Origin of the sequence: Winogradskyella wichelsiae (assembly GCF_013403925.1) — a bacterium.
In the GTDB taxonomy this organism is placed as follows: Bacteria; Bacteroidota; Bacteroidia; order Flavobacteriales; family Flavobacteriaceae; genus Winogradskyella; species Winogradskyella wichelsiae.
This window is the reverse complement of record NZ_JABFDJ010000004.1, coordinates 1-25742: the sequence shown is the minus strand read 5'-3', so window position 1 is coordinate 25742 and position 25742 is coordinate 1. Positions and strand designations below refer to the sequence as shown.

General features: G+C 31.4%; 19 protein-coding genes, 1 tRNA gene and 1 pseudogene. 6 read left to right on the top strand and 15 right to left on the bottom strand.

Annotated elements, in window-relative coordinates; genetic code table 11:
• Positions 1 to 3: 3 nt before the first annotated feature.
• From HM985_RS09270 to HM985_RS09260, 3 genes and pseudogenes are all read left to right on the top strand, one after another.
• Positions 4 to 516 (top strand): annotated as a pseudogene (locus HM985_RS09270) (endonuclease V); the annotation flags it as partial.
• A 20-nt stretch (positions 517 to 536) separates the two neighbouring features.
• Complete coding sequence (locus HM985_RS09265; protein ID WP_179375998.1) at positions 537 to 968, top strand: hypothetical protein; 432 nt, start codon at positions 537 to 539, stop codon at positions 966 to 968.
• Between the two features lie 390 nt (positions 969 to 1358).
• Entirely contained in the window at positions 1359 to 1775 is a 417-nt protein-coding gene (locus HM985_RS09260; protein ID WP_179375997.1) for a DUF4168 domain-containing protein, read from the top strand.
• A 233-nt stretch (positions 1776 to 2008) separates the two neighbouring features.
• On the opposite strand, the gene HM985_RS09255 is transcribed toward HM985_RS09260, so the two are convergent.
• From HM985_RS09255 to HM985_RS09190, 14 genes are all read right to left on the bottom strand, one after another.
• Positions 2009 to 2779, bottom strand: coding sequence for a hypothetical protein (locus HM985_RS09255; RefSeq protein ID WP_179375996.1), 771 nt, complete (start codon positions 2777 to 2779; stop codon positions 2009 to 2011).
• A 33-nt stretch (positions 2780 to 2812) separates the two neighbouring features.
• Positions 2813 to 5188, bottom strand: coding sequence for a leucine-rich repeat domain-containing protein (locus tag HM985_RS09250; RefSeq protein ID WP_179375995.1), 2376 nt, complete (start codon positions 5186 to 5188; stop codon positions 2813 to 2815).
• 68 nt (positions 5189 to 5256) lie between these two features.
• Positions 5257 to 5631 (bottom strand): hypothetical protein, encoded by a 375-nt coding sequence (locus tag HM985_RS09245; protein ID WP_246284988.1) that lies wholly within the window; start codon positions 5629 to 5631, stop codon positions 5257 to 5259.
• A gap of 77 nt (positions 5632 to 5708) precedes the next feature.
• The gene (locus HM985_RS09240; protein ID WP_179314256.1) at positions 5709 to 6332 is read right to left on the bottom strand and encodes a hypothetical protein; all 624 of its coding nucleotides are present in this window, start codon (positions 6330 to 6332) and stop codon (positions 5709 to 5711) included.
• 216 nt (positions 6333 to 6548) lie between these two features.
• A complete protein-coding gene (locus HM985_RS09235; protein WP_173588650.1) occupies positions 6549 to 7181 on the bottom strand; it encodes a DUF1444 family protein in 633 nt (210 codons plus the stop codon).
• Positions 7182 to 7364: 183 nt separating this feature from the next.
• Positions 7365 to 7979, bottom strand: coding sequence for a DUF1444 family protein (locus tag HM985_RS09230; RefSeq protein WP_179317837.1), 615 nt, complete (start codon positions 7977 to 7979; stop codon positions 7365 to 7367).
• Between the two features lie 199 nt (positions 7980 to 8178).
• A complete protein-coding gene (locus HM985_RS09225) occupies positions 8179 to 8880 on the bottom strand; it encodes a hypothetical protein (RefSeq protein ID WP_179317838.1) in 702 nt (233 codons plus the stop codon).
• Positions 8881 to 8970: 90 nt separating this feature from the next.
• Entirely contained in the window at positions 8971 to 9588 is a 618-nt protein-coding gene (locus HM985_RS09220) for a hypothetical protein (RefSeq protein WP_179375994.1), read from the bottom strand.
• 261 nt (positions 9589 to 9849) lie between these two features.
• A complete protein-coding gene (locus HM985_RS09215; protein ID WP_179375993.1) occupies positions 9850 to 10365 on the bottom strand; it encodes a GNAT family N-acetyltransferase in 516 nt (171 codons plus the stop codon).
• 108 nt (positions 10366 to 10473) lie between these two features.
• A complete protein-coding gene (locus HM985_RS09210; RefSeq protein ID WP_179314251.1) occupies positions 10474 to 11205 on the bottom strand; it encodes an SIMPL domain-containing protein in 732 nt (243 codons plus the stop codon).
• 66 nt (positions 11206 to 11271) lie between these two features.
• Positions 11272 to 11757, bottom strand: a complete 486-nt coding sequence (locus tag HM985_RS09205; protein WP_179317841.1) for a phosphoribosylaminoimidazolesuccinocarboxamide synthase — start codon at positions 11755 to 11757, stop codon at positions 11272 to 11274.
• 24 nt (positions 11758 to 11781) lie between these two features.
• Positions 11782 to 12105, bottom strand: coding sequence for a hypothetical protein (locus tag HM985_RS09200; protein WP_179314249.1), 324 nt, complete (start codon positions 12103 to 12105; stop codon positions 11782 to 11784).
• 8 nt (positions 12106 to 12113) lie between these two features.
• Entirely contained in the window at positions 12114 to 12527 is a 414-nt protein-coding gene (locus tag HM985_RS09195) for a hypothetical protein (RefSeq protein ID WP_179317842.1), read from the bottom strand.
• Positions 12528 to 12645: 118 nt separating this feature from the next.
• Positions 12646 to 17649 carry a DUF4132 domain-containing protein gene (locus HM985_RS09190; RefSeq protein WP_179375992.1) on the bottom strand — a complete coding sequence of 1668 codons (5004 nt, stop codon included), beginning with the start codon at positions 17647 to 17649 and terminating at the stop codon, positions 12646 to 12648.
• A gap of 243 nt (positions 17650 to 17892) precedes the next feature.
• Between HM985_RS09190 and HM985_RS09185 the strand changes: the two genes are divergently transcribed.
• The 3 genes from HM985_RS09185 (at position 17893) to HM985_RS09175 (ending at position 25614) form a co-directional block, all read left to right on the top strand.
• Complete coding sequence (locus HM985_RS09185; RefSeq protein WP_179375991.1) at positions 17893 to 20406, top strand: leucine-rich repeat domain-containing protein; 2514 nt, start codon at positions 17893 to 17895, stop codon at positions 20404 to 20406.
• A gap of 78 nt (positions 20407 to 20484) precedes the next feature.
• On the top strand, positions 20485 to 23007 hold the full coding sequence (locus HM985_RS09180; RefSeq protein ID WP_179375990.1) for a leucine-rich repeat domain-containing protein: 2523 nt from the start codon (positions 20485 to 20487) through the stop codon (positions 23005 to 23007).
• Between the two features lie 81 nt (positions 23008 to 23088).
• Positions 23089 to 25614, top strand: coding sequence for a leucine-rich repeat domain-containing protein (locus HM985_RS09175; protein ID WP_179375989.1), 2526 nt, complete (start codon positions 23089 to 23091; stop codon positions 25612 to 25614).
• A 55-nt stretch (positions 25615 to 25669) separates the two neighbouring features.
• Here the strand turns inward: HM985_RS09175 and HM985_RS09170 are convergent.
• Positions 25670 to 25742, bottom strand: a tRNA-Gly gene (locus HM985_RS09170).

Genomic DNA, 25742 nt, shown 5'->3' with positions numbered 1-25742 from the left:
GAACTTATGATACTCGCTTTTGACACTTATTATTACGACGGAAAAGCCAAAACCATAGCGGTAAGTTTTAACGATTGGGAAGACGACGAACCAACAAAAATTTACACCGATATTATTGAAGGCGTAGAACCGTACGAGCCAGGATCTTTTTATAAGCGCGAATTGCCGTGTATTTTAAGTTTACTAAAACAAGTGAATTTAGATGAGGTAGAATTAATTATTGTAGATGGTTACGTGATTCTAGAAGAAAAACATTTGGGTTTAGGTGGCTATTTGTACCAAGCTTTAGAGCATAAAATTCCGGTTGTTGGAATTGCGAAATCTGAGTTTGTATCTAAAACTTCTGTATTTAAAGAAGTGTGTCGTGGCGAAAGTAAAAAACCATTGTATGTGACCTCTATTGGTACAGATAGAGATGAGGTTTGTAACGCCATAGAATGTATGCACGGTAAATACCGAATGCCAACGCTATTACAAATTGTAGATACAAAGACCAAAGAAAATACTAAGAACTAATATTAAAAAAAAATATAATTATGAGTACAGATTTTATTATAGAAAGCATTGATCTTGCTAAGAACCTGTTTAGAAAAAATTATAGAGATTTTATTACAGAAAAACAGATAACGGTTACTATAGAAGATGAAGATTTTAAACTATATAGTTTTGATAAAATGATTTCCTTAACAAATATTGATGGTATGGAAGTGAGTGAAGCTCGTGCCTTAAGAGCTTATGCCACTACATTAAATGATGTTATGGGACCGACAATGTACGACCAAAAAGGAAAAAAATGGCAGACGGGAATGTTATCTGCGAGCATCACTATTGGAAAAAATTCAGAAGGGGATTTGTTGTTTGTTGATATACACGATGGTAAAACACTTTATATTTTTCGTCACGATGACGGAGGTTTATTTAAAACCAAAATGACGTTATACAAACTTATTAAAGCCTATTCAGAATAAATTTAAATTTATAGAATATTCTTTATAAAAAAAGCTCAATTACAAATTTATAATTGAGCTTTTTTATGTGCTTTAATAATCAAATTTGGAACAATTAAAAAGTTGATTTTTTTTATCTATACCGTCGTTGATTCATTCTTTAAGCTAGAAAGAAGTTGTTGTTTTTTATGATAAATATTCTCAAGATCATCATCGTTAGTTTAGATGACTCAGCGTTTCCTAAAAAAAATATAAAATCGCGATAAAAATTATAAAGTAACGTTAAGAGGTCAGTTTTAATTGGAGGTGTATAATTTAACTTATAAGTTTGAGTCAATCTTTAAAACAATAATTATGATCAAATCATGTAAAATCAAAAGTTTATTTTTATTTATGTTTGTTTGTGGATCGATGAGTCTTATGGCTCAAGTGGCTCAGGAGCAAGATGTTTCAGATAAGGAATTAGGTCAGTTTGCTGATGCCTATACAGAGGTTCAAATGGAAAATCAGAAGTCTCAGCAAAAAATGATAGCTATTATAAAAGATGAAGGGTTAGAGGTAGAGCGTTTCAATGAAATTCAACAAGCTGAAATGGATCCAAATAAAGAATCGGATGCTACAAAGGCAGAAAAAGAAAAGCATGGAAATGTAACTACTAAGATACAAGAGTTGCAGCCTGAAATGGAAAAAAAGGCAATTGCTAGTATTGAATCTACTGGGATTACCTTTGAGGACTATGAGTCATTAGCTGCAAAAATACAAAATGATCAAAGTCTTCAGCAAAGGCTACAAGCTATTATAGTAAAGCGACAAAGTGATAAGTCTTAATATTTAAAAAATATTCTAATTTTTTTTATTTAATTATAAATGCCAGGTTTCTTACTTAATAAAGAAACTTGGCATTTATAATTTACATAAGTTTTAGATCGAAAATAAATGAATGTTTCAATTCAATTTTAAAGAACCTGAACGCCCATCTCCTTTATTCGATTCCATTTATCCAAAATTTTCGATTTATAAACAACGAAGATATTTGTTATCTACTATTTTTAATCCTCAAATTATTCGGTGTATCTTAAAAACAAATGCTTTTTATTTTTAATGATGTCTGCTAGTTTTTCAAATTCTGATTCGGTGGTGTTATACAACTTTGCCAAGTCGGTTACCAATGCTTTTAATTCATTGTCTTTTAAGGGGTCATTTTTAATAAACCCTAAAAAGGAAGCGCCTATTCCAAAAAGTTCAAGATTATAGGTGTCAAATAAGTGTTTAGATAGCGCGTAATTCTCAAAAGGACTAAAGTCGGCATCAAAATAACCATTCGGAAACCCGGTAAGTCCTTCGTATGGTTGTTCTACAGGAAGAATCTTCAGGACAACCTGTTGGTCTAAAAATGCTAAAGGGGATTCATTAATATTTTCTAAATCTAAAACATCGTCTTCAGAATTGCTAATGTCTTTTTTACAAACGGTTTCAAAATCAATTTCTTTTGTTTGTTTTAAAAAGTTTTCTCTTATAATGAAATATTCAGATGGTGTAGACAAATGCCCCAAATGCTCGTTATCTTCATCATAGCACGCTTTATCAAGTCCAGATAAATCATAACCTTCTGTATCCAGCAGAGAATTGTAATCACAAGCGTGCCCACTAGTATATTCGGCTTGACCTAAATCATCAAGGGTTAAAATTATAGTCTTGTCAGGATGATTTTGTTTATAGGTTTGATAAACCTCCATAAGTTCCTCGTACGATTTTATTTTTTCAATTAAGAAACTGTCAAATAACCTTTCTTGGTAAGGCTCCCGAGTTCTAATTAATTTTTCTATATTCATAGCTTTGGTTTAAATACTAAATAGCATCAAAAATTACACATTTGATTCTTTACTGAACTCTTTTTTCAATTGGGTATAACCTGGCGTTATTAAGTTCTTGTATTTTTCTGGATTCATATTATGTCTGCCAAAACCAGAGAGGTAATATTTTAGTTCTTTCAGTTTTAGTTTCTGAAAATATTCAGGAACTGCATTTTCAAATTTACAATTGTCAATATCTAAGCGTTCTAAATGAGGTAAATCGGCTATCCAAGTCGGTAAATCTACAAAGTCATTTCCGCCTAAGGATAAGGTTTTTAAAGTTTTAATCTGCTGAATGAATTCTGGCAATACTTCAAACTTATGGTTGATTAAAAACTCGGTTAGTTTTAATTCTGAAATACTTTCAGGAATGCTGTTTACATCGTCGCCAATGCCCATAAAACTTAATTTTTTCAAGGCTTTAAACTGATTTAGTTTTGCATAGCCTGCCATTCCAAATTGATAACTTAAGGCAATATATAGAGATTCTAAAACGGGTGCTTCTAGAGTTTCAAGGCTTTCAAAGCTGGTGTAACTTAAATCTAAAGCTTTTAAATTCGGCAATGTCACTTTAGGAAACGTAGTTGAAACGTCATAATGTGCCATATTTAAGCCCTCTAAATTGGGCATATTTTTAATAATAGATTCTAGGTTATCACCTCTATAAAAGTCTAATTTTAAATATTTTAATTGAGGCGTGAGTTTAGGTGTTAAAGCCACAGCGCTAGCTTCATTATTATCTAAATGTAAATGCTCTAAATTGGTACAATAGACCAATACATTTTGAAAATGACCTGTATTTGTATAGGCTTTTAGGGTGGTTAACACTTCCGGTTTTGGTAAGTATTGTGTTATATCTTCTTGGGTGTTTTCGCACTCGTTAATACCCGAAAAATGAAGTGATGTCGTGATTAAATTTTGAAACAAAACTTGAGGTGCTTCAATCGCTAAATTCCCAAAATAAGCTTGTTCTGTTTCTAATAATTTTTCTGTGGCAACATATTCTTTAATGTCAAATAGATGCAAGTCTTTAATCTTTGAAGGCAAATTCTTAGCTTCTAAAACTAAATCACGACAACTGTTAAAACTTAAATATTCTAAATGCTGTAAGTCTTTTAAACCTTCAGGTATGCTTTCAATAGTAACACCATACAATTTTAAATAGCGTAATTGCGTACAGTTTTCAATATTTTGAAACAGGGTTTCGGTATGACTTCCTTGATGAATATCAATAGATTCAAGTGTTGTTAATTGTCCTAAGTTAGCTGTAACCTCATAGAAATTAGTGATGTAATGAATTTTTAACTTTTTTAGATCGGTAAACCGTTCAGGGTGCAATAAAACGTAATTTAAAATTTTGACATCTCTGATTAATAATTCAGAATTTGAAATTGGTGATGTACTAGGTATTATTTCTATGTTGTCATCTAACGTAATATACTCGCAATTAGAAGTAAATATTTGACTGTCTTTAATGGTTTTAATTAAAGGAACTGCTTTCAATTTAAATACAAAAAGCTTGTGCAATTTATCAAATCCGCTAGGTATCTCATTCAGATTTGGACATTTAAAGAGGTTGAATTTTTCGAGATGCATTAGTGTTGAAATGCTACTTGGTAGTTTGGTTAAATGTTCTAATCTTATAAAATTCAATTCCTTTAAACTTGTTGGTAATTGCAGTTGAGATGCGTTTTTTAAATTGACTAGAATGAAATCTAACTCTTCTAAATTTGTAAACTTTTCTAACTGAAGTGACTCTTGAAATTCTGTAGTAATATTGCTTAATTCTAGTTGCTTTATGTTGATTAAAGACCAAAATGATTCTGGAAATGTTGCGAGTTGAGGTAATTCTAGAGTAACGCTTTCTAACTGTTGTAAATTTCCAATAGAAAATGGCAACGCTTGGTAATCGCCTTTAATTTCTAAAGTCGATAAAGAGGTAATATCACAAATTTCCTTTGGTAAACCGTTGCTAAATACATCACTTACTTTTAGGTGAGCAATACCATTTAAACGTGAAATAAGATCAGGTTGCTTTTCTAGTGTTTCTGCAATCGCTTCCTGTCTTATAGAAAGTGATGAAAATTGAAAAGCATTGTAGATTTTACCTATAGGAAATAATGGATCTTTAAGTCCGTATTTGAGTAATGCTTTTAAAACTTCTGCAGAATTTTCACCATCTGCAGGCAATTTATTACGGGTGTTAAAAGCGCTAAGAAGTTCTGGGGTACCGTGTGTTTCTAAGATTTTAGAAATCTCATCAACAATAATAGGATCTCTTGAAGTTTTACCAACAGAAAAAAGCTCATAAAGATAAGCTTTTGGATAATTTGGTTGCGTTTTTAATTGCTTGTAATATCGATTAAGGTTGGAAGGGGCTAAGATCATTGTATAAATTTCTAAAGTAAAACGTTGATTTTTTTAGTAACAGAATTCAAAAGGAATGCGATGATATTTTAAGCCGACATTCGGTTAATAGCTTCCATACGTTTTAAAATAATAGGTACAAACAAAGCGAATTTAGCATTAAATTCTTCTTGAGTTTTTGCTGTATTTAAGTTTTCACCCATCGATACCCAAGTCACATACAAAGCGTCTTCAATATTAGATTCATCAGTATCTATATTTAAAGCTTTAATAAGACTAAAATTTTCATCCTGACTGTAAAACCCAGACTCTTTAACGATTTCAAAAACGAGTTCAAAAATGCTTCGGGTGTCTAAAAGTTCATTGATTTTAACTTCTGCTTCTTTTGAAACACTAATCGATTCAAAGACATCTACCATTAAATTTTGTACTCTGCCGTTGATACTAAAGTCTAGATTTTTCAATTTTTGTGTTTTTAAGTTGAAAAAATAGTCACCGATGCGTGTGCACAGGTAACTATTTGTTTATTGATTTCTGAAAATTATAAAGGGATATGTCCTACAATGTCACAGTTTGTTACTGAATACACAAGGTCTGCGATACGTTCGTTAGGATTTTCATCATCATTCCAATTGTACTTATGTAGGTAAGCAAACTTATCTTTAGTTTCTTTATCTGCGTGTTGTGAAATAATCATTAGTTCACCATATTTAGATGTAGACACAAATAAATCTTCTGAATCTAGCATAGCGTGAGCTTTTGTCATTTCTACTTTGCTAAAGACGCGTTCACTAGCAAAATACGTATCAATAGAAATAAGTGCCTTATTGTCTAACGCTTCGGCATATTCTAAAGTAGATTCTAAATCGTCTAGGTTTTGATACGCGTCATTAAGTAGTGTTGTTCCATCATAAATTTCTAAATCGGCCATCGTTAAGTACACAAAACCATCTGGTGTGTCTATTCCATACACAGCAACTATTTTAGAAGGATCCTCTTCATTATCACCTTTTATTGCTGTGGTTTGTAGAATTTCACCATCTAAGCCTTCCCAAGTTCCTGCTTTTACAATAGGATAAACTTTATATTCTCCTTGGCTTGCTTTTTCCACGATGGTTTTAATCTCGGCTAAATTTTCTTTTCTATTAAGTGTATTAATTTTCATGTTATTTGTTTTATTATTTATGACAAAATTAAAGACACATAGAAGTTTTTTTGTCACTGTATTCAGCCATTTGTTTATTTAGTGGTATATCTTACAAGATCAATTTTGTTCTGTTTAATGCATAAAAAAAGGTATTCACGTTTTTGTAAATACCTTTTTGTTGTTCTTCTTTTTGTTCGGATTTAATATTGAATTTTATTGAAGCATTATGTTTTATTAGTATTCAGACAAATTATCTAAGGCTATGTGTCCAGTAATATGTCCTCCTTTCATCGTAAAAAGGATATTGGCTATTGGCGCATTACCATAACTATCATCTTTCCAAGCATCTTTATGCATACTTAGAAACGCGCCAAGCAACTCGTCGTCTGAATCTCTTGAAATAACCATCATACAAGAACGCCTTGGTACGGAAACAAATAATTCCTCGGCATGTAACATAGCGTGTGCTTTTAGCATATGTGCATTAGAAAGAATGCGTTCACTAGAAAAATCATGGCCACTAGAGGTTAATATTTTATTTTGAAACGCTTTAGAATAGGTGAATTCTGTTTCATAATTTCCTAAGTTTCTAAAAGCTTCATTTGTAATTTCCTTTTGGTCCATAGTTTCTAAATGTTGTTGCGTTAAAAACACAAAATTATCTGGCGTATCTATACCGTAAGCAATAACTACTTTTGGCCCAGCTTCTGTTTTTATTAAATTAGAATTTAATGCCCCAGCTTTAAGTCCAACCCAATCACCTGGTTTTAAAATAGGATAGATTTTTTGATCCCTATTTTTAGTCTGCTCAATGATTTTTTCTATTTCTTCTTGAGATTTTTCTTTTCCGTAAAGTGTACCGCTCATAGTGTTGTGTGTTTATTGTTTGCTGCAAAATTAGAGTAGCAATTGTCATTTTTTATCACGGTATTCCGCTATTTCTAAGTGTACTTAATTAGTTATAACGCTTATTTATATAGCATTGAACCCATAAAAAAGGCATTCTTAAAATTAAGAATGCCTTTTTTTATCTGTTTTTTTTAATTGAATTTATAATGGAATATGTCCTACAATATTACCATCTTTTACAATAAAAAATGAATTTGTTATTGGTGCGTTACCAAAACTATCATCTCCCCAAGTATGATTGTGTAAAAAAGCAAACTTATTAATGGTATCTTCATCTGCTTGTCTTGAAATAATAGTCATACAAGTTCTTCTTGGAATAGATACTAGTAATTCTTCAGCGTCTAACATAGCATGTGCTTTTAACATATGGGTTCTAGAAAGAATTGTTTCACTAGAAAAATCGTTTCCGTTAGCACCAACGGCTTTATTATCTAAAGCTTCAACAAATGTTAATCCTGGATCACATTTTTCTAAATTGGTGAAGGCTTCTTGCGTAATTTGTTTAGCATCCATAGTCTCTAGGTGCTTTTTAGTTAAAAACACAAAGTTATCAGGTGTATCCATACCGTATCCTATAACGACTTCAGCTCCATCTTCAGATGGTATTAAAGTAGAGCTTAAAGCTCCTGCCTTTAATCCAACCCAGTCGCCAGGTTTTAAAATAGGATAAATCTTTTTATCGCTATTCTCTGTTTGTTCTACTATTTTAGCTATTTCTTCAGGTGTTTTTTCTGGGCCATGAATGGTATTACTCATAAGATTATATGTTTTTTATTTATTTCAAAATTAGAGATACATCTCAGTTTTTTTATCACGGTATTCAGCTATTTTGAAATATAATGGTTTGTCTAAACAGTGATTTTTTTTACTTTTTCATAAAAAAAGAAAAGGTGCTCTTGTTGATAAGAACACCTTTATTATTTGTGATAATTAGCCTGTTTTAAACTGAAGTTCTTTACGGACAATCTAGTAACTCTATTAAAAACAGACCGTCTTGATTTTTTATAATTGCGATACTACGTGTTATACCTATGCCTTTAAAAATGTATTTATTGTCTTTCTTTTCTATAAACTCAGGCATTAAAATAAAATTTCCTTTTGAAGTGATATCAATATTAGGATTATGGACTGGTAGTTGCTGGTAGACTTCATGCAATGTCATATGTTTATATAGGTAAGTATTCTCAAAACAATCATTAAAATCTGTATAGGTATGAATTATATGGTCATAGGTTGCTATCTCTTCTTCAATTTCAAATGGCTTGTCGTTAAATTTTTCAATTCTCTTATCCGTTGTTTTATGTATTATTTTTCCTTTAAAATTTGGAATCATAATACCATCGTAAATAGACTCTAATTGGGGTCTAAATGTTGTCAAGTCTGAACTATGAATAAATCCAGAACAGACTTGATTTTTTACTTTAATAAAATCCCCTTGAAGTTGAAAGCCTTCACCAATGTGTAAGGATTGTTTTGTTTCAATAATTTTCTCTGCAACAATTCTTTTTCCAACTGCAATGCGCTTTATCAATTTTGAACCTAACGAAGGTTTTTCATAAAGTTTAGCACCAAAAATATTGATGACAAAGAACGTATTCTTGTCACTTTTTTCTTTTGAAGAATTACCCGTTGTAGTTTTAAGACCTGCGCTTTTCATTGTTTCAATGTTCTTAATTGAACACCTTTTTTGTAAGTTGTTTCCTTAGAAATAAAAAACGTTACTAAATCTACAATATAGCGTTTAGATTTATAGATATACGATTCCTTCTCTATTACCACTTTTTATGTATAAAAGTATATTAGCGATATGAGTATTGTCGTTAGTTTTATCGTTCCAATTATGTCTATGCACGTATAAAAACATATCTAAGAGCTCTTTATCTGAATCTTTAGGAATAATAAGGATATTACCACGTCTAGGTATAGATACAAATAATTCTTCTGACTCTAAAAAATCATGAGCCATACGCATCTGTGTATAACTAAGAGCTCTTTCACTAGAAAATCGAGTACCATTAGAACTCAACACTTTATTATCAAATTCTTTTTCAAAATTAAATGCTTGTTCAAGCTCGTCTAAGTTGTCGCTAGCTTCTTGATATAAGTTTCTATTCCCAAAGAATTCTTTATGTTTCTTTGATAGATATACCAAACCATTTGGCGTTTCTACGGCATAAGATTTAACAACTAAAGGGATATGATCATCATTGTCTTCATAAACTTCTACATTATAGAGCGCACCATTTTTAACACCAGGCCAACTTGCTGGTTGTAGCACAGGATAAAGTTTGTATTCTCCATCTACAGCTTTTTGTACGTCTTGGTCTATTTCTGCTAAATATTGTTTTTTTTCTTGATCTGTCATGAGTATAGAGGTGTAATTAATTTAAAACAAATATATAAGCGTATGTGATAGGTTTTATCACTGTATTCTGTGATATAAAAAACTCGTAAAACTATTATTAATTTCCTTTGTCTATAAAATACATTACTATTCTAACAACTTTTAGAGCTAATGATTCACTTAAAGAAGTAAGCTAATGTTATTTTGAGTTATAAAAAAAAAGTATTCTTAGCATAAAAGCTCCTTTTGATAATAGAAAATTAGTCTATTATAGGATAAAAATTAATATTTTAAATACATAATATGATTGGGATTACTATGCGTCTCAGATATTTTGAAATCATAAGCGCCGGCAATTTTAAAATTCATTTTTTGATAAAAATGTAAGGCCTTTTGGTTTTCTGTCCATACGGCAAGCCAAATGCCATTTTGTTTATTTTTTATAGATAATTCGATATTAAAATTAAATAGTTGAGCACCTAATTTTTTGCCCTGAAACGATTCTAAAATATATAATCTATCAAACTTAGAAATATTAGTATCTGCTATGTTTTTGTTGGTCGTGTGCAATTCTATTTTAGAAAATCCAGCAATAACTCCATCGCAATATATAAGATGATAATGTACATTGGTATTATCGAATTCTTTTAGAATGGCTGCTTTATTATACGTTCTAGAAATATAATCCTGTATATCTTCTTTAGAAGCACTATGTCCATGAGATTCTAAAAACGTTTGTTTTCCTATTTCTACAATGAGTTCAGAATGTGTTGCGTTTGCTTTTGTAATTTCAACCATTTCAATTCGTTTTATCTTTTGTTCTTTATATTAATTGAACTTAATAGATAAAGAAAGGTATTCTAGTGGATAAGCATACCTTTTTTAACATATAAATCGAGTAGGGGATTAGTCTACTTTATAAACCAATTTCATAGTAATTGAAGCTGTTTTTTCTCTATTAGCCGTATTAAAAGTTCCTCCCCAAGAATAATCTTCTCCTGAATTTTGACCTGTAATTTGAAAAATTCCCATTTTAGCAGATTCTAAAGTGCTTAAATTACCACCTGAAAATTTAGCTATATTTTCGGCACGTAATCTGGCATCTTCTGTAGCTTTAGAGATCATTTCAATCTTGAGATCGGCAAGTTTGGTGTAGTAATATCTTGGTGCTTGCGAATAAAACTGAACGCCTTGATTTAATAATTCTGTAATTTCTCGAGATACTTTTTCTATTTTATCGACTTCTTTAGATTCTATTTCTACAGACTGTGTAAGCTCGTAACCTACAAATTCTTCACCTGCATAATCGCCAGTAGGGGTGTATAATTGTTTTGTTTTTTGGTTGGTAGAAACGGCACTATATATAAGCTCTTCTGGTTTAATTCCTTTTTTAGTTAAATAGTCGTTTATAGTTGCTTTTTTTTGTTCTAAAGAGATGTAAGCCTGTTTTAAGTCGGTATTTACAGATCCGAAACTACCTTCCCAAACAATTAAGTCTGATGAGAAATCTGTTTTACCTAAGCCTGTAACCTCAATTTTTCCGTCTACTTTATTTCTATCTGTATAGGCTTTTCCTAAGAAGATTGAAGATGCAACGATTGCTATTCCAAAAATAATTGCATTTGTATACTGTTTCATAATATGTAATGTTTTTTTGTTTATTTTGATGTTTTTATAACCTTTTTTTAATGTGGTCTTCACATTTTATTCATTTAATAACTTCTCTTCTTTCATTATTGTTTTTGCTATTTCAGTTTCTTTTTTTCCTTGATGCATTACACCAGGTAACATAATTATGCGTTTCTTAATTTTTTCGTTTTCATCTTTAAAAAGGATTTCAAATCGAGAACGTGTTATTCCTAATATTGCCTTTTTAAATTTGATACTTTTAATATCTTTTCTTTCGATTATTGGTGTTGCAGAATTATTAATGCTTGTAAATATTCCATACATAAGAAATAAACCAATTATTGAATAAAATATTGATATCGAAACTTGACCTGTTTGAAAGCTATCAAATGCTGAATAAAGTAAGAAAGCAGAAATTCCTCCATAAATTATTAAAACTCGAGTTATGCTTTTTCCAACAGCCACTTTTGCTACATTTCCAATAATTCCATCTCTTGTGAGAATAATTTTATCTGGTAAAATATGACAAAATCCTGTTTTAGTTTTAAATTGTTTTTCCATTAACTTTCTATTCGTTTCTAAATCCTACGCTTCAATTTTTAGTTCTGTAAGATGAATTGTTTTGTCATCTGTAAATTGACAACTTCCTTTGCCAGAAACTTGTTTCGTTAAAATGCTAACATCATCTCCATAAGAAATACCCGAATTTACATCGCATATAAATTTGGCATTTTTAAAAGTGAAAGATTTATTATTAACTTCAACAGAAATGTTGATTGGTTCTAAAGTAACATCCCAATAACTGGAAGCTTCATTTCCAAAATCTAGATTGGCTAATAAATGTCCCCAGCTTTTATTATGGTTAGCGATGTGTTCTGCTAATTGAGTTTGAATGTTTTTGAGTTCCATATTAAAAACTACCAATACGTACCTACTAGAAACGTCATTCTTATGAATGCAATGATACTTTCTGAAGTCAGTTTTAGCGGTGCTTTTAAATCGGTAATTTCATCATCGTCTACAAAAACAACAAATAATCCGTCTTTAAAAGCTAACAATACATTGTCTATTGCCTTTTCTAAATTTGCTAAATCGGTATTAGCTAATTCGCCAAATTCTACTTTTCCGCTTTGGGCTTTTTCTTGAATTTCTGCTGGACTTAAAAACCCAATGACATTAACTTCTGTTCGTTTTTTATTAAAGGCTTCCACTTGATTTTTTACACAACCAATTAATAAATCTTCTAAATTTTTCGGGTTTTCTTCTAGTGTAAAAGGGACTTGTTTTACCTTTTTTTTACCTAATCTTTTTAGTTGTAATGTTAGTTCCATTTGAATACGGATTTTTTTGCGTTAGGGATTGCCGTGGAAAGCCCACAGTGCGCTAGCCCGCGGACTTGCAACAGAAAGCCCGACCTCGCCTAAGCGAGGTAACGCCCTAATGCTTGTATTAACTATTAATTTGTGCCAAAATGGTTGGATCTTGGATTTTATTGTCTTCTGAAAGTAATTTCATTTTAGAAATAATTTCTGCCGATTTTGGATCTTCATCTACGAAAGGCAAGAACATACGACCGCGATGCTGACTATGTACCGGAATGATGGATAATGCCAATCCGTTTTTGCTAACCTGTCCGCTTCCTAAATGAATGCTGTATTCGCCAAGTTTTCCTTTAATAAACAGGTGACGTTCTTTAACGGTAATGTTTTTAAGTTTGAATAATCTTGCAGATTCTTCGGCCAAGGCAGCACGCATTTGCATGGTACTATGACTTGCTTCTGGATCTACACCACCAACATGCGCAACACTGACCACAAGATCTACGTCTCGCATAATTTCGCTAAAAACTACGGATGGGATCTCTGTAAGCGGAATTTTTTTGTAAGTATCTATGGAATGGAAACAGACATCTTCTAGTGTTGGTGCTTCGGCTTCAGACGGCGAATACCAATCTGCCATGGCGTACATGGTTGCTATAAAACCACGTTTATGATATACTTTTTGTAAACCTTCTTCCATACTTACCGTCCAACCGCGAGTTCTTAAAAGTGCTACGGTTTTTTTAGGCTGAATTTGGTGTCCTTGGTAACGTTCGGAACGTGTGCTGTGTTCGCGTTCATCATCGGTAATTAAATACAGCTCTCTAAACACTTGTTTAAAGGGTTGTACTAAGCGTTCTGCAAACAGGTGTTTTTGATAAAGATCCCATTCTACATTTTTGTATAAATGTGAAGCGTGAGCAATAAGTAATACATCGTCTTCTGCTAATTGGTGTTTTTTTCCTGTGGCATCTGTTAATATACCTTCGTTATAAAACCCTGAAATTTCTTTCTCAGGAACGTACATAACCAAATTGCTCAACATCACTTTAACGATAGGATGTTGCATCATATTATGAATTTCTTGTGCTGTAAATTCATCTTCGTTTACCATTGCGTTTTCTAACGATAAACGTGTTCTGCTGTATTGTCTAGATAGGTATGTTTTGTTTTCTTTTAAAGCAACAACTTCTTTGTGTTTTCGTAATTTGGCAGGAATATTTTTTAATGATTTTCCGGCTTTAGTTACTTTAAATTCTGTTTTGCCAATACTGTTAATTATTAATTCTATCTCTGTTTCTTCTATAGAAACTTCAGCATTTGCCATAATGATTTCTGTAGCTTCTGCTTCCATAGCCCAACTGAAACGCACACGGTCTTGGTAACCTGCGGTTCTTGATAAATTGTCTAAACCAATTTCTACAGCGGTAGCTTCACTTTCTTGGCGTTGTGCCCCAAACTGTTTGCTTTCTTTTAAGAAATCTTGCAACAGGTTGTATCGCTTTAATAAATCTTTTTCTGGTATGGTTTTACTTAACGGAATTAAACCTAATGCACGTACGTAATCTTTATCGCGCTTGTCTTTGATTTTCTTCAACGTTTCGGTGATTTTTACTTCGCCTAGCATTACGCTAGAATAGAGTTTTACTTGTCTGTGTCCATTTCCGTCTGTAATATATTTTGCTGCATCGTGTAGTAGTTTCCAATTGGCTTTCCCGATAGTTTTATATACTCTATTAAACCAATCGACATCTATAGCACCAAGGGCAAAATCACTTTTTGGAATGTTAGAATAACGCGAAATAATGGTTTCTTTTTCAGAATTCATATAATCTGAAGCGTGTGCCTGAAACCACCAGACTGCATCTTCAAGTTTTTCTAACCCTAAATATTCACCAATTACACCAGTCCATTGTGTGGCATAACACGCCAATTCTATTAATCGTTTTTTAGTTACTTTAGAAGCATCTGCACGTGCTGCAAAATCGGCATAACTTTCAGTATCTTTAAAAATTGATTTTTTTAGAAGACCACTAAATATTGTTTTTTTACTATCGCCGTAATAGCTATAACCACGTTCAAAATTATCTTTTCCTAAACGTTCTAAAATTCTAAAGACATAATCGACACCTTCTATGCTGTGAATACCATTCATGTATCCTGTAGCAGTAGTTTCTAAATCGCCACGTTCTAATTCTGTTTCTAATAAATTGATTTTTAAAGGTGCTAATACGTGTTTAGGCACGCAATCTCTTTCTATCCATTTATAATTCATTCTGTAATTAAAACCACCGTCCATAATGACCATTAACTCACGAGAATTTAAGGCTTGAAAAAGGATGTCATCCTCATTAATTAAGCCTTTTTTGTAAAGTCTTAATGTAACAGCAATACTTGGATATGGAACTATTCCTGGTCTACTGAATTGTTTTGTAATTACCTTTACATCGTCAGTTGTATTAGGATAAGCTATATCTTGAGCTACTAAATAGATATAAGTTCCCCAATATTTTTGAAGTTGTGCTTCTGTGAGAAGCTCTAAATTATTCATACTTAAACTTGGTACAAGTGGTAAAATAACATTTGTCCAGTTAAACGTTTTTTTATTATAGCGATAATTAGAGGTTCGATACTGTATTGCCTTCAGGTTTTTAGGAAAATTAGCAATCATATCTTCCATTATATCTAGCTTAAAATTAGCTATAATTCTTTCTTCTGCATAGACATTAAACAGACGTATTAAAATTTTGTTATAGGCATCAGATTTTGAATTGTACCGATCTTCTTTATCTAATTTTAAGCCACTTAAATCTGGATAATACTGTCTAGCAAAAGGCTCAAAATCTTTATAATCTCCAAATGGGTTATTATGATTCTTAATGTAGCGAATTGCAGCATACATTTCAAAATCATTAAGCTTACTTTGCTCGTGCCAAGCGATCCAAACTTTAGCTAAAGGAATGTTATGTAACAGTTCTTCTGGTGTTGCATCATCGCCTAAACTTTTAATATCACGAATGCCTTTTTCTATGTAAGTTGTTGCTATTTCTCCTTGATATACCTCTGTTTGATATTCGTGATTTCTGTTTTTAGTTACAATATCAATTAACGTATTAACTGCTCTAATAATTTTATTTGCATCTATGAATTCTTTAAATTTAAACCCTGAAGATTCTGAAGTGGTAATTCCTAATTTATCGAAGAAACTCGTTTTTTTCTCAAAACGCGATTGTGGAATATATAATGGTGTTAAGTTGTCATAATCAATAGCTCCAAAACCATTACTGAAGTCGAATTCTTCGGCGTTATCTTTAAATTTATCTAAATAGACTTGTTCATTTTTGGTGATTTTAGGGCGTTCGTTATAGAGGCGAATTTGGTCTTCTACAAAATTAGACTGTTTATTTTCGTCGTGTAGAAGTGTTAACATCTCTAAACCTGCTATACGCTGATCTATACTTTTTGCTGTTACTAAATTTGTAGCACTTGTTCTTAAACGGTCGGCAGGTAATTCTACTAACAATTTAATTAATGAGGTCCGTAAGCTTTTATGTTTTCGTCTTAATAAATCTTCAGCAATCTCTAAATCTTTATCATACAAGTGCATTCTACTAAATAAGTTAAGTCCTGTAGCCATTAATAACTCATTTCTGTTGTAGATTGCTTTTCTAGCTAAAGCTCTTTTCCAAGAGTTTTCATCGTAATTTAAACGTTCTTTTTTCTCTGTATTTTGTTCGTAATTGTAAAAAGAATAGCTGTAATCTTTAGGGAATACTTTACGGATGTAACTTTCTCTAAATTCTGTTGGAAGTATGTCTAAATCAGTAGCCATTAATTCTAATTGCTGCTCTGTAGCTTTATTTAAAAGACATCTATAAAAATAATTAGAGCTAGGTATAAAATTCCAATAATAGAATATTCTAGTTTCGAAATTTTTCCCTTTTTCATCTGCGAATTTTGCTACTTCAAATAATTTTTGAAAAGTTTTATTATCTAAAGTAATAGTAGGTAGGTTTACCAACATCCAATGATCTAAGGCATAGTCTTTACCTACGTTATTTATAAAATATTCAATTAAAGAATCATTAGTTCTCCCTGTTCTATAAACAAAATATAAGGCTAAAATCTTTTTATTTCTATCTTCGGATGTATAAACAATATCTAATGCTTTTGCATTGGCTTTGTCTACATCTAAAATAGCAATAGACCATAAAGCGACTAAAATTTCTAAATTATCTTTACTTTTAAGAAGTGTGTCTACTTCTTTTAAATTAAAAATTAAAGATTGTGCAAGTTCTAAAACTCTATTGATTGGGGCCTTTTTTGGCGACCCCCAATGCATACCAAACCAGTTAGTTACTGCACTAGTGACACTACTAAAACGAGCAAGGTCATTTTCTAAAATAACATTAATCATATATTTTAAAGCTCCAAGACCACACTCATCTAAAGCTTCTAAAATGGTTTGTCTTAAACCTTCTTGACGTTGCGCAGCGAGTAACAATTTGGCTACCATTTCCCAATGTTTCTCGTCTTCAGAAAGTAATAAGGCTTTTATGATATCTGCACTTATACCTCCAATTTCATCTTCTGCTTGAAGAATATCATCTAAAAGTTCATCAAACATACCATTGCCATTATGCAATAAAATGGCTAAAAAATAGCTGTTTCCGTGTGGGAAATAGGTGCTGTATTGAAAATGTTCATGTAATGTTAATCCGCCAAACCCCTTTCTGCTTAAACTTAAAAAATGCGTAAAAACTTGTAATTTATTACGTAATGTATCTTCAGTTTTTACAGATCTAAATGCTTTTCTATCATAACCTCTTTGGTAAGGAAGTGTATCTATAAAATCCCAGATATCTGCTAAATACGGCGTTTGAATAATACCAAATAACTGCATTCCTAAACGCATACCTTCTGGAGTTCGCCAAGGATTATTATTAATAGCATCTTCAGAAACCGCAATGTAATCGGTGGCACTATAATAGGTTCTTCTTTCGCCTTTGTCGATACGTCCTAAAATTTTAGCTAAAACGCGATAAGGTTCAGAATATGCACGAAATTCAAACCGATCTACATCTGGTTTCTTATTTTTTTCAACGTATTTAGTTGCTTCTTCTATTGGAATCATTACTTTTTCTTATTAAACTCTTACTCTACTAAGACGAGTTGTGATTATTGTTTCAATTTATTTCTTTATAAAAAAGATTACTCTTAATGGTTGGCAAGATAAAAGTAATTCAAGTTTTTTTACTCACGGTATTTAGGGATGTTTTTAGTTAAATATTTAGATGGAGTTTTTAAAATCACAGAATACAGTGACAAAACACAGCTACATTTAAAATAGGTTTGTAACATAAAATTAAACGGCCTTATGATACTTGCTAAACACAAATTTGGTTTCAACTTTTATGAAGACGAAACATCTTTTGAAAAAATTAAAGGGTGTAAAAATTACCCAGAAGATTTTTATAACGAGATTTTTGTACTTGCTAAATCTACTAAAAACAAGCAGATTAGAACCGAATGTGCCAATATCATAAAAAAACAGGCACCAGAAGCTTTACAACTCGCCTTTAAGAGTCGAAAAAAAATAACGACAATACAAGATTCTCAATCTTTTAACAAAAAACTGATTGCTATATTAGAGTACGGCGTACTTTCAGAAGACTTGGACCTCTTTAAACTATACACACTTGTTTGTAAGCGTTTAACGCTTTCGCTTGAATATAGAAGTAAAGAAGTCATTGAACTTTTCATAGAAACACCACGTCTTTTAAGTCAGTTTAACGGTGTTAAAGAATTAACAATTAGCACCTCTAGACAGAAAGAAAGTTTTAGTAGCGTTGTAAACAACATAACGCAACTTACTTCATTAGAAAAACTTGAGCTTGAAATTGATTATAAATACATACCAGAAGAACTAGAACGATTAGTTAACTTAAAAGAGTTTATTCTAACAGCACCTAACTTAGTATGGATTCCCGTAGGAATAACCAAGTTAAAAGCACTTAAAAAGTTGGAGTTTAGAGGGAGTTTTCCTTTTGGTGATGACGATCCTAACGCTAACATCGTTAACTTTACTTGGCTTACAGAACTGACAAGTTTAAAGCATTTAAAAATAGGTTCTTTTACGGTACAAGACCTCTCTGATGTTGAGCTTCCGGCAAGTTTAAAAAAATTAGAGCTTTTTAGGTTAGAAAATCTAACCGCTTTACCAGAAACACTTGGTCACTTACCAAAACTAAAAACATTAAGGCTAAGTGGTATGAGGGAGCTAGAACACTTTCCTGCATCTGTTAGTGAATTTAAAACCTTAGAGGTTTTAGAAGTTATTCATTTATCTAAATTAAAAAAAGTTCCTGCATCCTTTATTTTTGGACCAAATATTAAACGTTTACTAGGTTTGTATACAGAGTTTATGCCTTATGGAGTAACCCCTGTAACTAAGCTAAAAAGAATCGTTTTCACCCATCCAGAGCTTCTTAGTTTTGTATTAGATAATGCCTTGTCTTTTCCTAATTTAAAAGAGATAGAAATTACTTGTGATGCACCACAAAGAAGAAGTGCGCATACGCTTTCTGCATTTAAAAAACTTAAAAACCTTAAGTATAAGTTAGCACATCATTTAGAATGGGTTTTAGAGGGTATTCACGAATGTAAAAAGCTAGAAGACGTTTTTATTTATGGTATATATAATGGAGCTGATGCTGAAATAACGAACGCTAATGTTGCTAATTTTCCTCAGTCATTTTCTAGAATAGAACATTTGCAAACCTTAAAAGTGCACAGTGCAAAAGCACTTGTTTTAAATACAGATTATTTACCTATAAAGACAGACAGTCTTACCATTACAGATATAAAAGTCATTGAGCCGGGTATTGAAAATTTTGAGGTAAATCATATAAAAGTAACAGATACACCTATTACCGCATTACAAAAGTTTTATTCAGTAATACGTGCTAAAAAAATTGAGTTAGACGATGTAAACAGTGTTAAAAATGAGACTTTAGATTTTGATACTTTTAAAGCCCCTGAAAGCTTTAAAGATTTTATATTTAATAGTAATGTAAAAGGTTTAGATAAGGCATTAAAAGCACTTTGTAATTTACAATCACTAACCATTGATTTTAATAAAGATAATGCCAAACAAAACAACGGTTTAACCGCTTATACACACCATAATTTAAAGAACTTGACTATTAAAAATTTTAATGGTGACACTAGTGTTATTAAATTATTATTAGAACATACGCCTCATCTAGAGTTTTTAGAAATTTACGATTGTATAGGCCTTGTAAATCTTCCTAAGGTTACTTTAAATAAACTAAAAACGCTAAAATTATTTTATAGCGATGATATACAGTCTATAGAAAACTTAACAGTGCCCAACATAGAACTTTTTAAAGTTTTATCGTGTGACAATTTTGGTTACGATGCTATGGTTACGGCATCGCATTGGAAAACGCTTAAGTTTCTTTGGTTACAGAACATTAGTAGAGCTCTTGAAACCTACCCGGAGACCATTGCAGACTTAAATTTAGATACCTTTTTTATTGATGGATTTTTAACTAAAAGACAAATACCAAAATGGATAGGCAGAATGAAATCCTTACGAGTTCTAGGAATAGAACAGTTTTATTATTGTCCATTACCGGAAGAATTAGCCGAATTAACCCAATTAAAAATAATGAGTATCAGAGGCTGTGATTTTACAGAACAAGTATCTGATAAATTTAAGAATCTGAATTTAGAGGATTTAATTTACAGGTATTCAAAATTTAATGGAAACAATATGAAATCCTCTAAATTTTACGCATTAGCTAAAAATAAAATCTTAAAAGAGGATTTTGATAACAGATATGAAAAATATGATCTGTACTGTTAAAGAAATTAAAGCACAACGTACTGTATCTAAAAAAACTGTTTCCAAAAGAAATTTATACTTTAAAAATTAACGATTATTATGACAAAACCAGCAGAAACACCTGTTTTCAAGTTTTATACAATGGATGAGTATTATGAAGACATTAAAAAGTGTAAAAACTTTCCAGAGGATTTTTATTATGAAATTTTTGTGATTGCAAAAGCAACATCTAATAAAAAAAATAGAACAGAGTGTGCTAACATCATAAAAAAACAAGCCCCAGAAGCCTTACAAATAGCTTTTAAAAGTCGAAAAAGAATAACACAAAAAGGAAAGCGTGTAGCCAGAATGATTTCTATTTTAGAATATGGATTGCTATCTAAAGACTTAGACCTTCTTAAATTACATAACCTAATTGGTGGAGGAACAAAACTATGGTTTTTACATTCTTCGACAGATTTTTTAAATCGCTTGTTAGAACATCCACATATATTAAGACGATTTAACGGCGTAAAAAGTTTAGAAATCCATTTAAAAGGAGAAGGCAATACCTATGATAGTATTCTTAATGAGATATCAAAATTAACGTCTTTAGAAGAAATAGATCTAGAAGGTGATTATGAACAACTACCAGAGGATTTTGGTAATTTATTAAATTTAAAAAAATTAAAGCTTGTTGCGCCTTATTTAAAAAGGTTTCCAAGTACAATGTCTCAGTTAACATCCTTAAAAAAAATACGTATAGAAGGTGATTATTGGATTGGAAAAATTATTCCTAATATGAATCTAACCGATTTTAATTGGCTTACAAAACTTAATAAATTAAAAGTGTTCAAACTACGTTATGTAGGCGTGCAAGACCTATCTCAAGTCGTGTTTCCTGCATCCTTAAAACGTATAGAATTGTTTTACTTAAATGAATTAACAACATTACCTAAAGATGTTAGTCATTTAAAGCAACTAAAAAAGTTTCAGATTTTATCTAAAAGCATAGATAACTTACCAAGTGGTTTTGAAGATTTACCAAAATTAGAGCTTTTTGAACTTAACGCCCCTAAGATAGATTCCATATCATCTACCTTATTTTTTGGCGATGCGTCTAGATGTTTTGAAGAAAGGCCTAGACCTGAATTAATAACAAAAATTACATATAGCGAAACTAATATTTCACCAATGACGGAAATTAGTCTGCGAGAATCTATAGAAATAGATTCGCCTAAACTACTTCATTTTGTGTTAGATAATGCATTATTTTTCCCTAATTTAAAGACGATAACAGTAGATTGTGAAGCACCAGAAATTCCACATAAAACATCGTTAGCTACATTTAAAAACTTAACAACGCTTAACTACAAACTAGAACATAAACTAGATTGGCTTTTTGAAGGTATTGAGCAATGTACAAAACTTAAAAATATTGAGTTATACAGATTTCAAGAATGGCATACTAAAGATATAAAATTAGCTGTTAGAATTTTCCCTTCAGTATTTTCAAAAATTGAACAGTTAGATAACCTGACCATTAAAAATGCGAGTGCTTTAGTTGTAGACACTGACCATTTACCTAAGCAGATTACCAATTTAACTATTTCTGAAATTAAAGGCATAAAAGCAGGAACAGAACAGTTTGATGTGTTTAATGTGGAAGTTAAAGCCACACCAATTCTTAATTTACAGGAATTTTATGCACTAATTAGTGCGGCTAAATTTAATCTTGGACATAGAAATAATGATGTAAATAATGTTTTAAATTTTGAAACCTTTAGACATCCTGAAAAAATTGAATCGTTTGATTTTACCAGTGATGTGAGTCAGTTAGATAGCTTACTTAAAAACTTCATAAATTTAAAAGAGCTTACCATTACGTTTAAAAAAGCCAATCCCGAACATAACAATGTATTAACGACCTATAAACACAACAATTTAAAAGTGTTAAGAATTGATGATTATAACGGAACTACCGAAGCCTTAGAGCGTTTATTAGCCCAGATACCAAATCTTGAATTTTTAGGGATATTTGAAGCCAAAGGCTTTGATGCTTTTCCTGCTGTAACCTTGCCTCAGCTTAAAAAGTTAAGAATGCAAAGTGTAGCTTTTAAAACCATAGACAACCTAAACGTTGAAACTATTGAAGCGGTAAAACTGATACATTGTGATAACATCAGTGATAAAAGTATTGAGGTTATATCGCGTTGGAATTCTTTAAAACACCTTTGGTTAGAAGGCTTAGATGAAAATGGAGGTATATATCCTGAATCGATTTCTGAGTTGAATTTAGAAACCCTTTTTATTAGCGCACATAACAGAGAAGAAAAAATACCAACTTGGATTGCTCATTTAAAAAATCTACGTGTTTTAGGAATAAACAATTTTAAGCAAGTTCTTTTACCGGTAGAATTAGCGTCATTAACACAGCTGGAAGTATTAAGTATTAGTGGTTGTGAATTTTCAGAAAAAGTTTCTGAAGACTTTAGAAATCTTAATCTAAAGAAATTGGTGTATTGGACTTCTAAATTTAATGGTAGTAATATGAAATCTGAACTCTATGAGCCATTGGAGAATAAGTTGGTGTCTCAACGTAATTTTGATGATATAGATAGTGAAGTACCTTTTAGGGTGTAGCTAAAAAAAAAATTAGAGCGAACCGCAATCTAAAAACCCTATTTCCAAAAGAAATTTATACCCTAAAAATTAAAGATTACTATGACAAAACCAACAGAAATCCCTGAATTCACCTATTATAAAATGGATGAATATTATGAAGAGATTAAAAAGGGTAAAAACTTTCCAGAAGATTTTTATTACGAAATTTTTACGATTGCAAAAGCAACAACAGATAAAAAAAATAGAGCAGAGTGTGCTAACATCATAAAAAAACAAGCCCCAGAAGCTTTGCAACTAGCCTTTAAAAGCCGAAAAAAAATAACACAAAAAGGAAGGCACGACGATAGAATGATATCTCTTTTAGAATATGGATTGCTATCTAAAGACTTAGATCTTCTTAAATTACACGATCTAATGACGAGAAAGAATAGAGAACTGGATTTCTTTTGGTTTTCGGTACATTTTTTAGATCGCTTGTTAGAACATCCTCATATAATAAGCCGATTTAACGGTGTTAAAAAATTCACAATCCATTTAATAGGAAAAGGCAATAGGTATGATAGTATTATTAAAGAAATATCAAAGTTAACGTCTTTAGAAGAAATAGATCTAGAAGGTGATTACGAACAACTACCAGAGGATTTTGGTAATTTATCAAATTTAAAAAAATTAAAACTTGTTGCTCCTTGTTTAAAAAAGTTTCCAAGTACAATGTCTCAGCTAATATCCTTAAAAAAACTACGTGTTGAAGGTGATTATTGGAATAGAGCATGTAAGGACAACCTAAATTTAAATGATTTTAATTGGCTTACAAATCTTACGAAATTAAAAGTATTAAAGCTGTACCATGTTGGTGTTGAAGATATGTCTCAGGTCGTGTTTCCGGCAACCTTAAAACGTATAGAATTTTTTTGCTTAGGTGAATTAAGAGCATTACCTAAAGATGTTAGTCATTTAAAGCAACTAAAAAAGTTTCAGATTTTATCTAAAAGCATAGATAGCTTACCAAGTGGTTTTGAGGATTTACCAAAATTAGAATATTTTGAGCTTATTGCACCTAAGATAGATTCCTTATCAGCTACCTTGTTTTTTGGCGATTCGTCTAGATGTTTTGAAGATGTACCTAGACCTAAATTAGTAACAGAAATTACATATAGCGAAACTAATATTTCACCAATGACGGAAGTTAGTCTGCGAGAATCTATAGAAATAGATTCATCCAAACTACTTAATTTTGTGTTAGATAACGCGTCGTTTTTCCCTGATTTAAAGAAGATAACAGTGGATTGTGAAGCACCAGAAACCCCACATAAAACAGCGTTAGCTGCATTTAAAAACTTAACAACGCTTAACTACAAACTAGAGCATAAACTAGATTGGCTTTTAGAAGGGATTGAGCAATGTACAAATCTTAAAAATGTAGAATTATACAGGTTTCAAGAGTCAGGTACTAGAGATATAAATTTAGCTGTTAGAGTTTTCCCTTCAGTATTTTCAAAAATAACGCAGTTAGAAAACCTTACCATTAAAAATGCGAGTGCTTTAGTTGTAAACACAGACCATTTACCTAAGCATATTACCAATTTGACTATTTCTGAAATTAAAGGTATAAATGCAGGAACAGAACAGTTTGATGTGTTTAATCTAGAAATTAAAGCAACACCAATTCTTAATTTACAAGAATTTTATACGGTTGTTAGTGCTGCTAAATTTGATTTAGGACATAGAAATGTTGATGTAAATAATGTATTAGATTTTGAAAAATTTAGACATCCAGAAAAAATTGAATCGTTTGATTTTACCAGTGATGTGAGTCAATTAGGAAGCTTGCTTAAAAACTTCGCAAATTTAAAAGCGCTTACCATTACGTTTAAAAAAGCCAATCCGGAACATAACAATGCATTAACTGCTCACCAACATAAAAATTTAAAAGTATTAAAAATTGATAGTTATAACGGAACTACCCAGGCTTTAGAGCGTTTATTAACACATACACCAAACCTTGAATTTTTAGACGTATTTGAAGCCAGAGGTTTTGATGCTTTTCCTGCGGTAACATTGCCTCAGCTTAAAAAATTAATAATGCAGAGTGTGGCTGTTAAAACCATAGACAATCTAAAAGTAGAAACTATTGAAGCGGTAAAACTGATACATTGTGATAATATCAGTGATGAAAGTATTGAAGTGATATCGCGTTGGAATTCTTTAAAACACCTTTGGTTAGAAGGTTTAGATGAAAATGGCAGCACGTATCCCGAAACGATTTCCGAGTTAAAATTAGAAACACTTTTTATCAGTGCACATCATAAAGAAGAAAAAATTCCTATTTGGATTGCCAATCTAAAAAACCTACGTGTGTTAGGAATAAATAATTTTAAACAAGTTATTTTACCTGTAGAATTAGCAACACTAACACAACTTGAAGTATTAAGTATTAGTGGTTGTGATTTTTCTGAAAAAGTATCTGAAGAATTTAGAAAACTTAACCTACAAAAATTGGTGTACTGGACGTCTAAATTTAATGGTAGTAATATGAAATCTGAACTCTATGAACCTTTAGAAAATAAATTGGTACCTCAAAGAAATTTTGATGATGAAGATAGTGAAGTCCCTTTTAGGGTGTAATTTGAATTTAATTTGTGGAAAAAAAAAGCGCTTCATATTTCTATGAAGCGCTTTGAGCGAGAGACCAGGTTCGAACTGGCGACATTCAGCTTGGAAGGCTGACGCTCTACCAACTGAGCTACTCTCGC

Excerpts from the sequence above, each read along its gene's own strand:
- HM985_RS09175 (WP_179375989.1), top strand. The coding sequence starts at position 23,089 with ATGACAAAACCAACAGAAATCCCTGAATTCACCTATTATAAAATGGAT.
- HM985_RS09220 (WP_179375994.1), bottom strand. The coding sequence starts at position 9,588 with ATGACAGATCAAGAAAAAAAACAATATTTAGCAGAAATAGACCAAGAC.
- HM985_RS09230 (WP_179317837.1), bottom strand. The coding sequence starts at position 7,979 with ATGAGTAATACCATTCATGGCCCAGAAAAAACACCTGAAGAAATAGCT.
- HM985_RS09190 (WP_179375992.1), bottom strand. The coding sequence starts at position 17,649 with ATGATTCCAATAGAAGAAGCAACTAAATACGTTGAAAAAAATAAGAAA.
- HM985_RS09250 (WP_179375995.1), bottom strand. The coding sequence starts at position 5,188 with ATGATCTTAGCCCCTTCCAACCTTAATCGATATTACAAGCAATTAAAA.
- HM985_RS09205 (WP_179317841.1), bottom strand. The coding sequence starts at position 11,757 with ATGGAAAAACAATTTAAAACTAAAACAGGATTTTGTCATATTTTACCA.
- HM985_RS09265 (WP_179375998.1), top strand. The coding sequence starts at position 537 with ATGAGTACAGATTTTATTATAGAAAGCATTGATCTTGCTAAGAACCTG.
- HM985_RS09210 (WP_179314251.1), bottom strand. The coding sequence starts at position 11,205 with ATGAAACAGTATACAAATGCAATTATTTTTGGAATAGCAATCGTTGCA.
- HM985_RS09185 (WP_179375991.1), top strand. The coding sequence starts at position 17,893 with ATGATACTTGCTAAACACAAATTTGGTTTCAACTTTTATGAAGACGAA.
- HM985_RS09195 (WP_179317842.1), bottom strand. The coding sequence starts at position 12,527 with ATGGAACTAACATTACAACTAAAAAGATTAGGTAAAAAAAAGGTAAAA.
- HM985_RS09225 (WP_179317838.1), bottom strand. The coding sequence starts at position 8,880 with ATGAAAAGCGCAGGTCTTAAAACTACAACGGGTAATTCTTCAAAAGAA.
- HM985_RS09215 (WP_179375993.1), bottom strand. The coding sequence starts at position 10,365 with ATGGTTGAAATTACAAAAGCAAACGCAACACATTCTGAACTCATTGTA.
- HM985_RS09180 (WP_179375990.1), top strand. The coding sequence starts at position 20,485 with ATGACAAAACCAGCAGAAACACCTGTTTTCAAGTTTTATACAATGGAT.
- HM985_RS09240 (WP_179314256.1), bottom strand. The coding sequence starts at position 6,332 with ATGAAAATTAATACACTTAATAGAAAAGAAAATTTAGCCGAGATTAAA.
- HM985_RS09260 (WP_179375997.1), top strand. The coding sequence starts at position 1,359 with ATGAGTCTTATGGCTCAAGTGGCTCAGGAGCAAGATGTTTCAGATAAG.
- HM985_RS09255 (WP_179375996.1), bottom strand. The coding sequence starts at position 2,779 with ATGAATATAGAAAAATTAATTAGAACTCGGGAGCCTTACCAAGAAAGG.
- HM985_RS09235 (WP_173588650.1), bottom strand. The coding sequence starts at position 7,181 with ATGAGCGGTACACTTTACGGAAAAGAAAAATCTCAAGAAGAAATAGAA.
- HM985_RS09200 (WP_179314249.1), bottom strand. The coding sequence starts at position 12,105 with ATGGAACTCAAAAACATTCAAACTCAATTAGCAGAACACATCGCTAAC.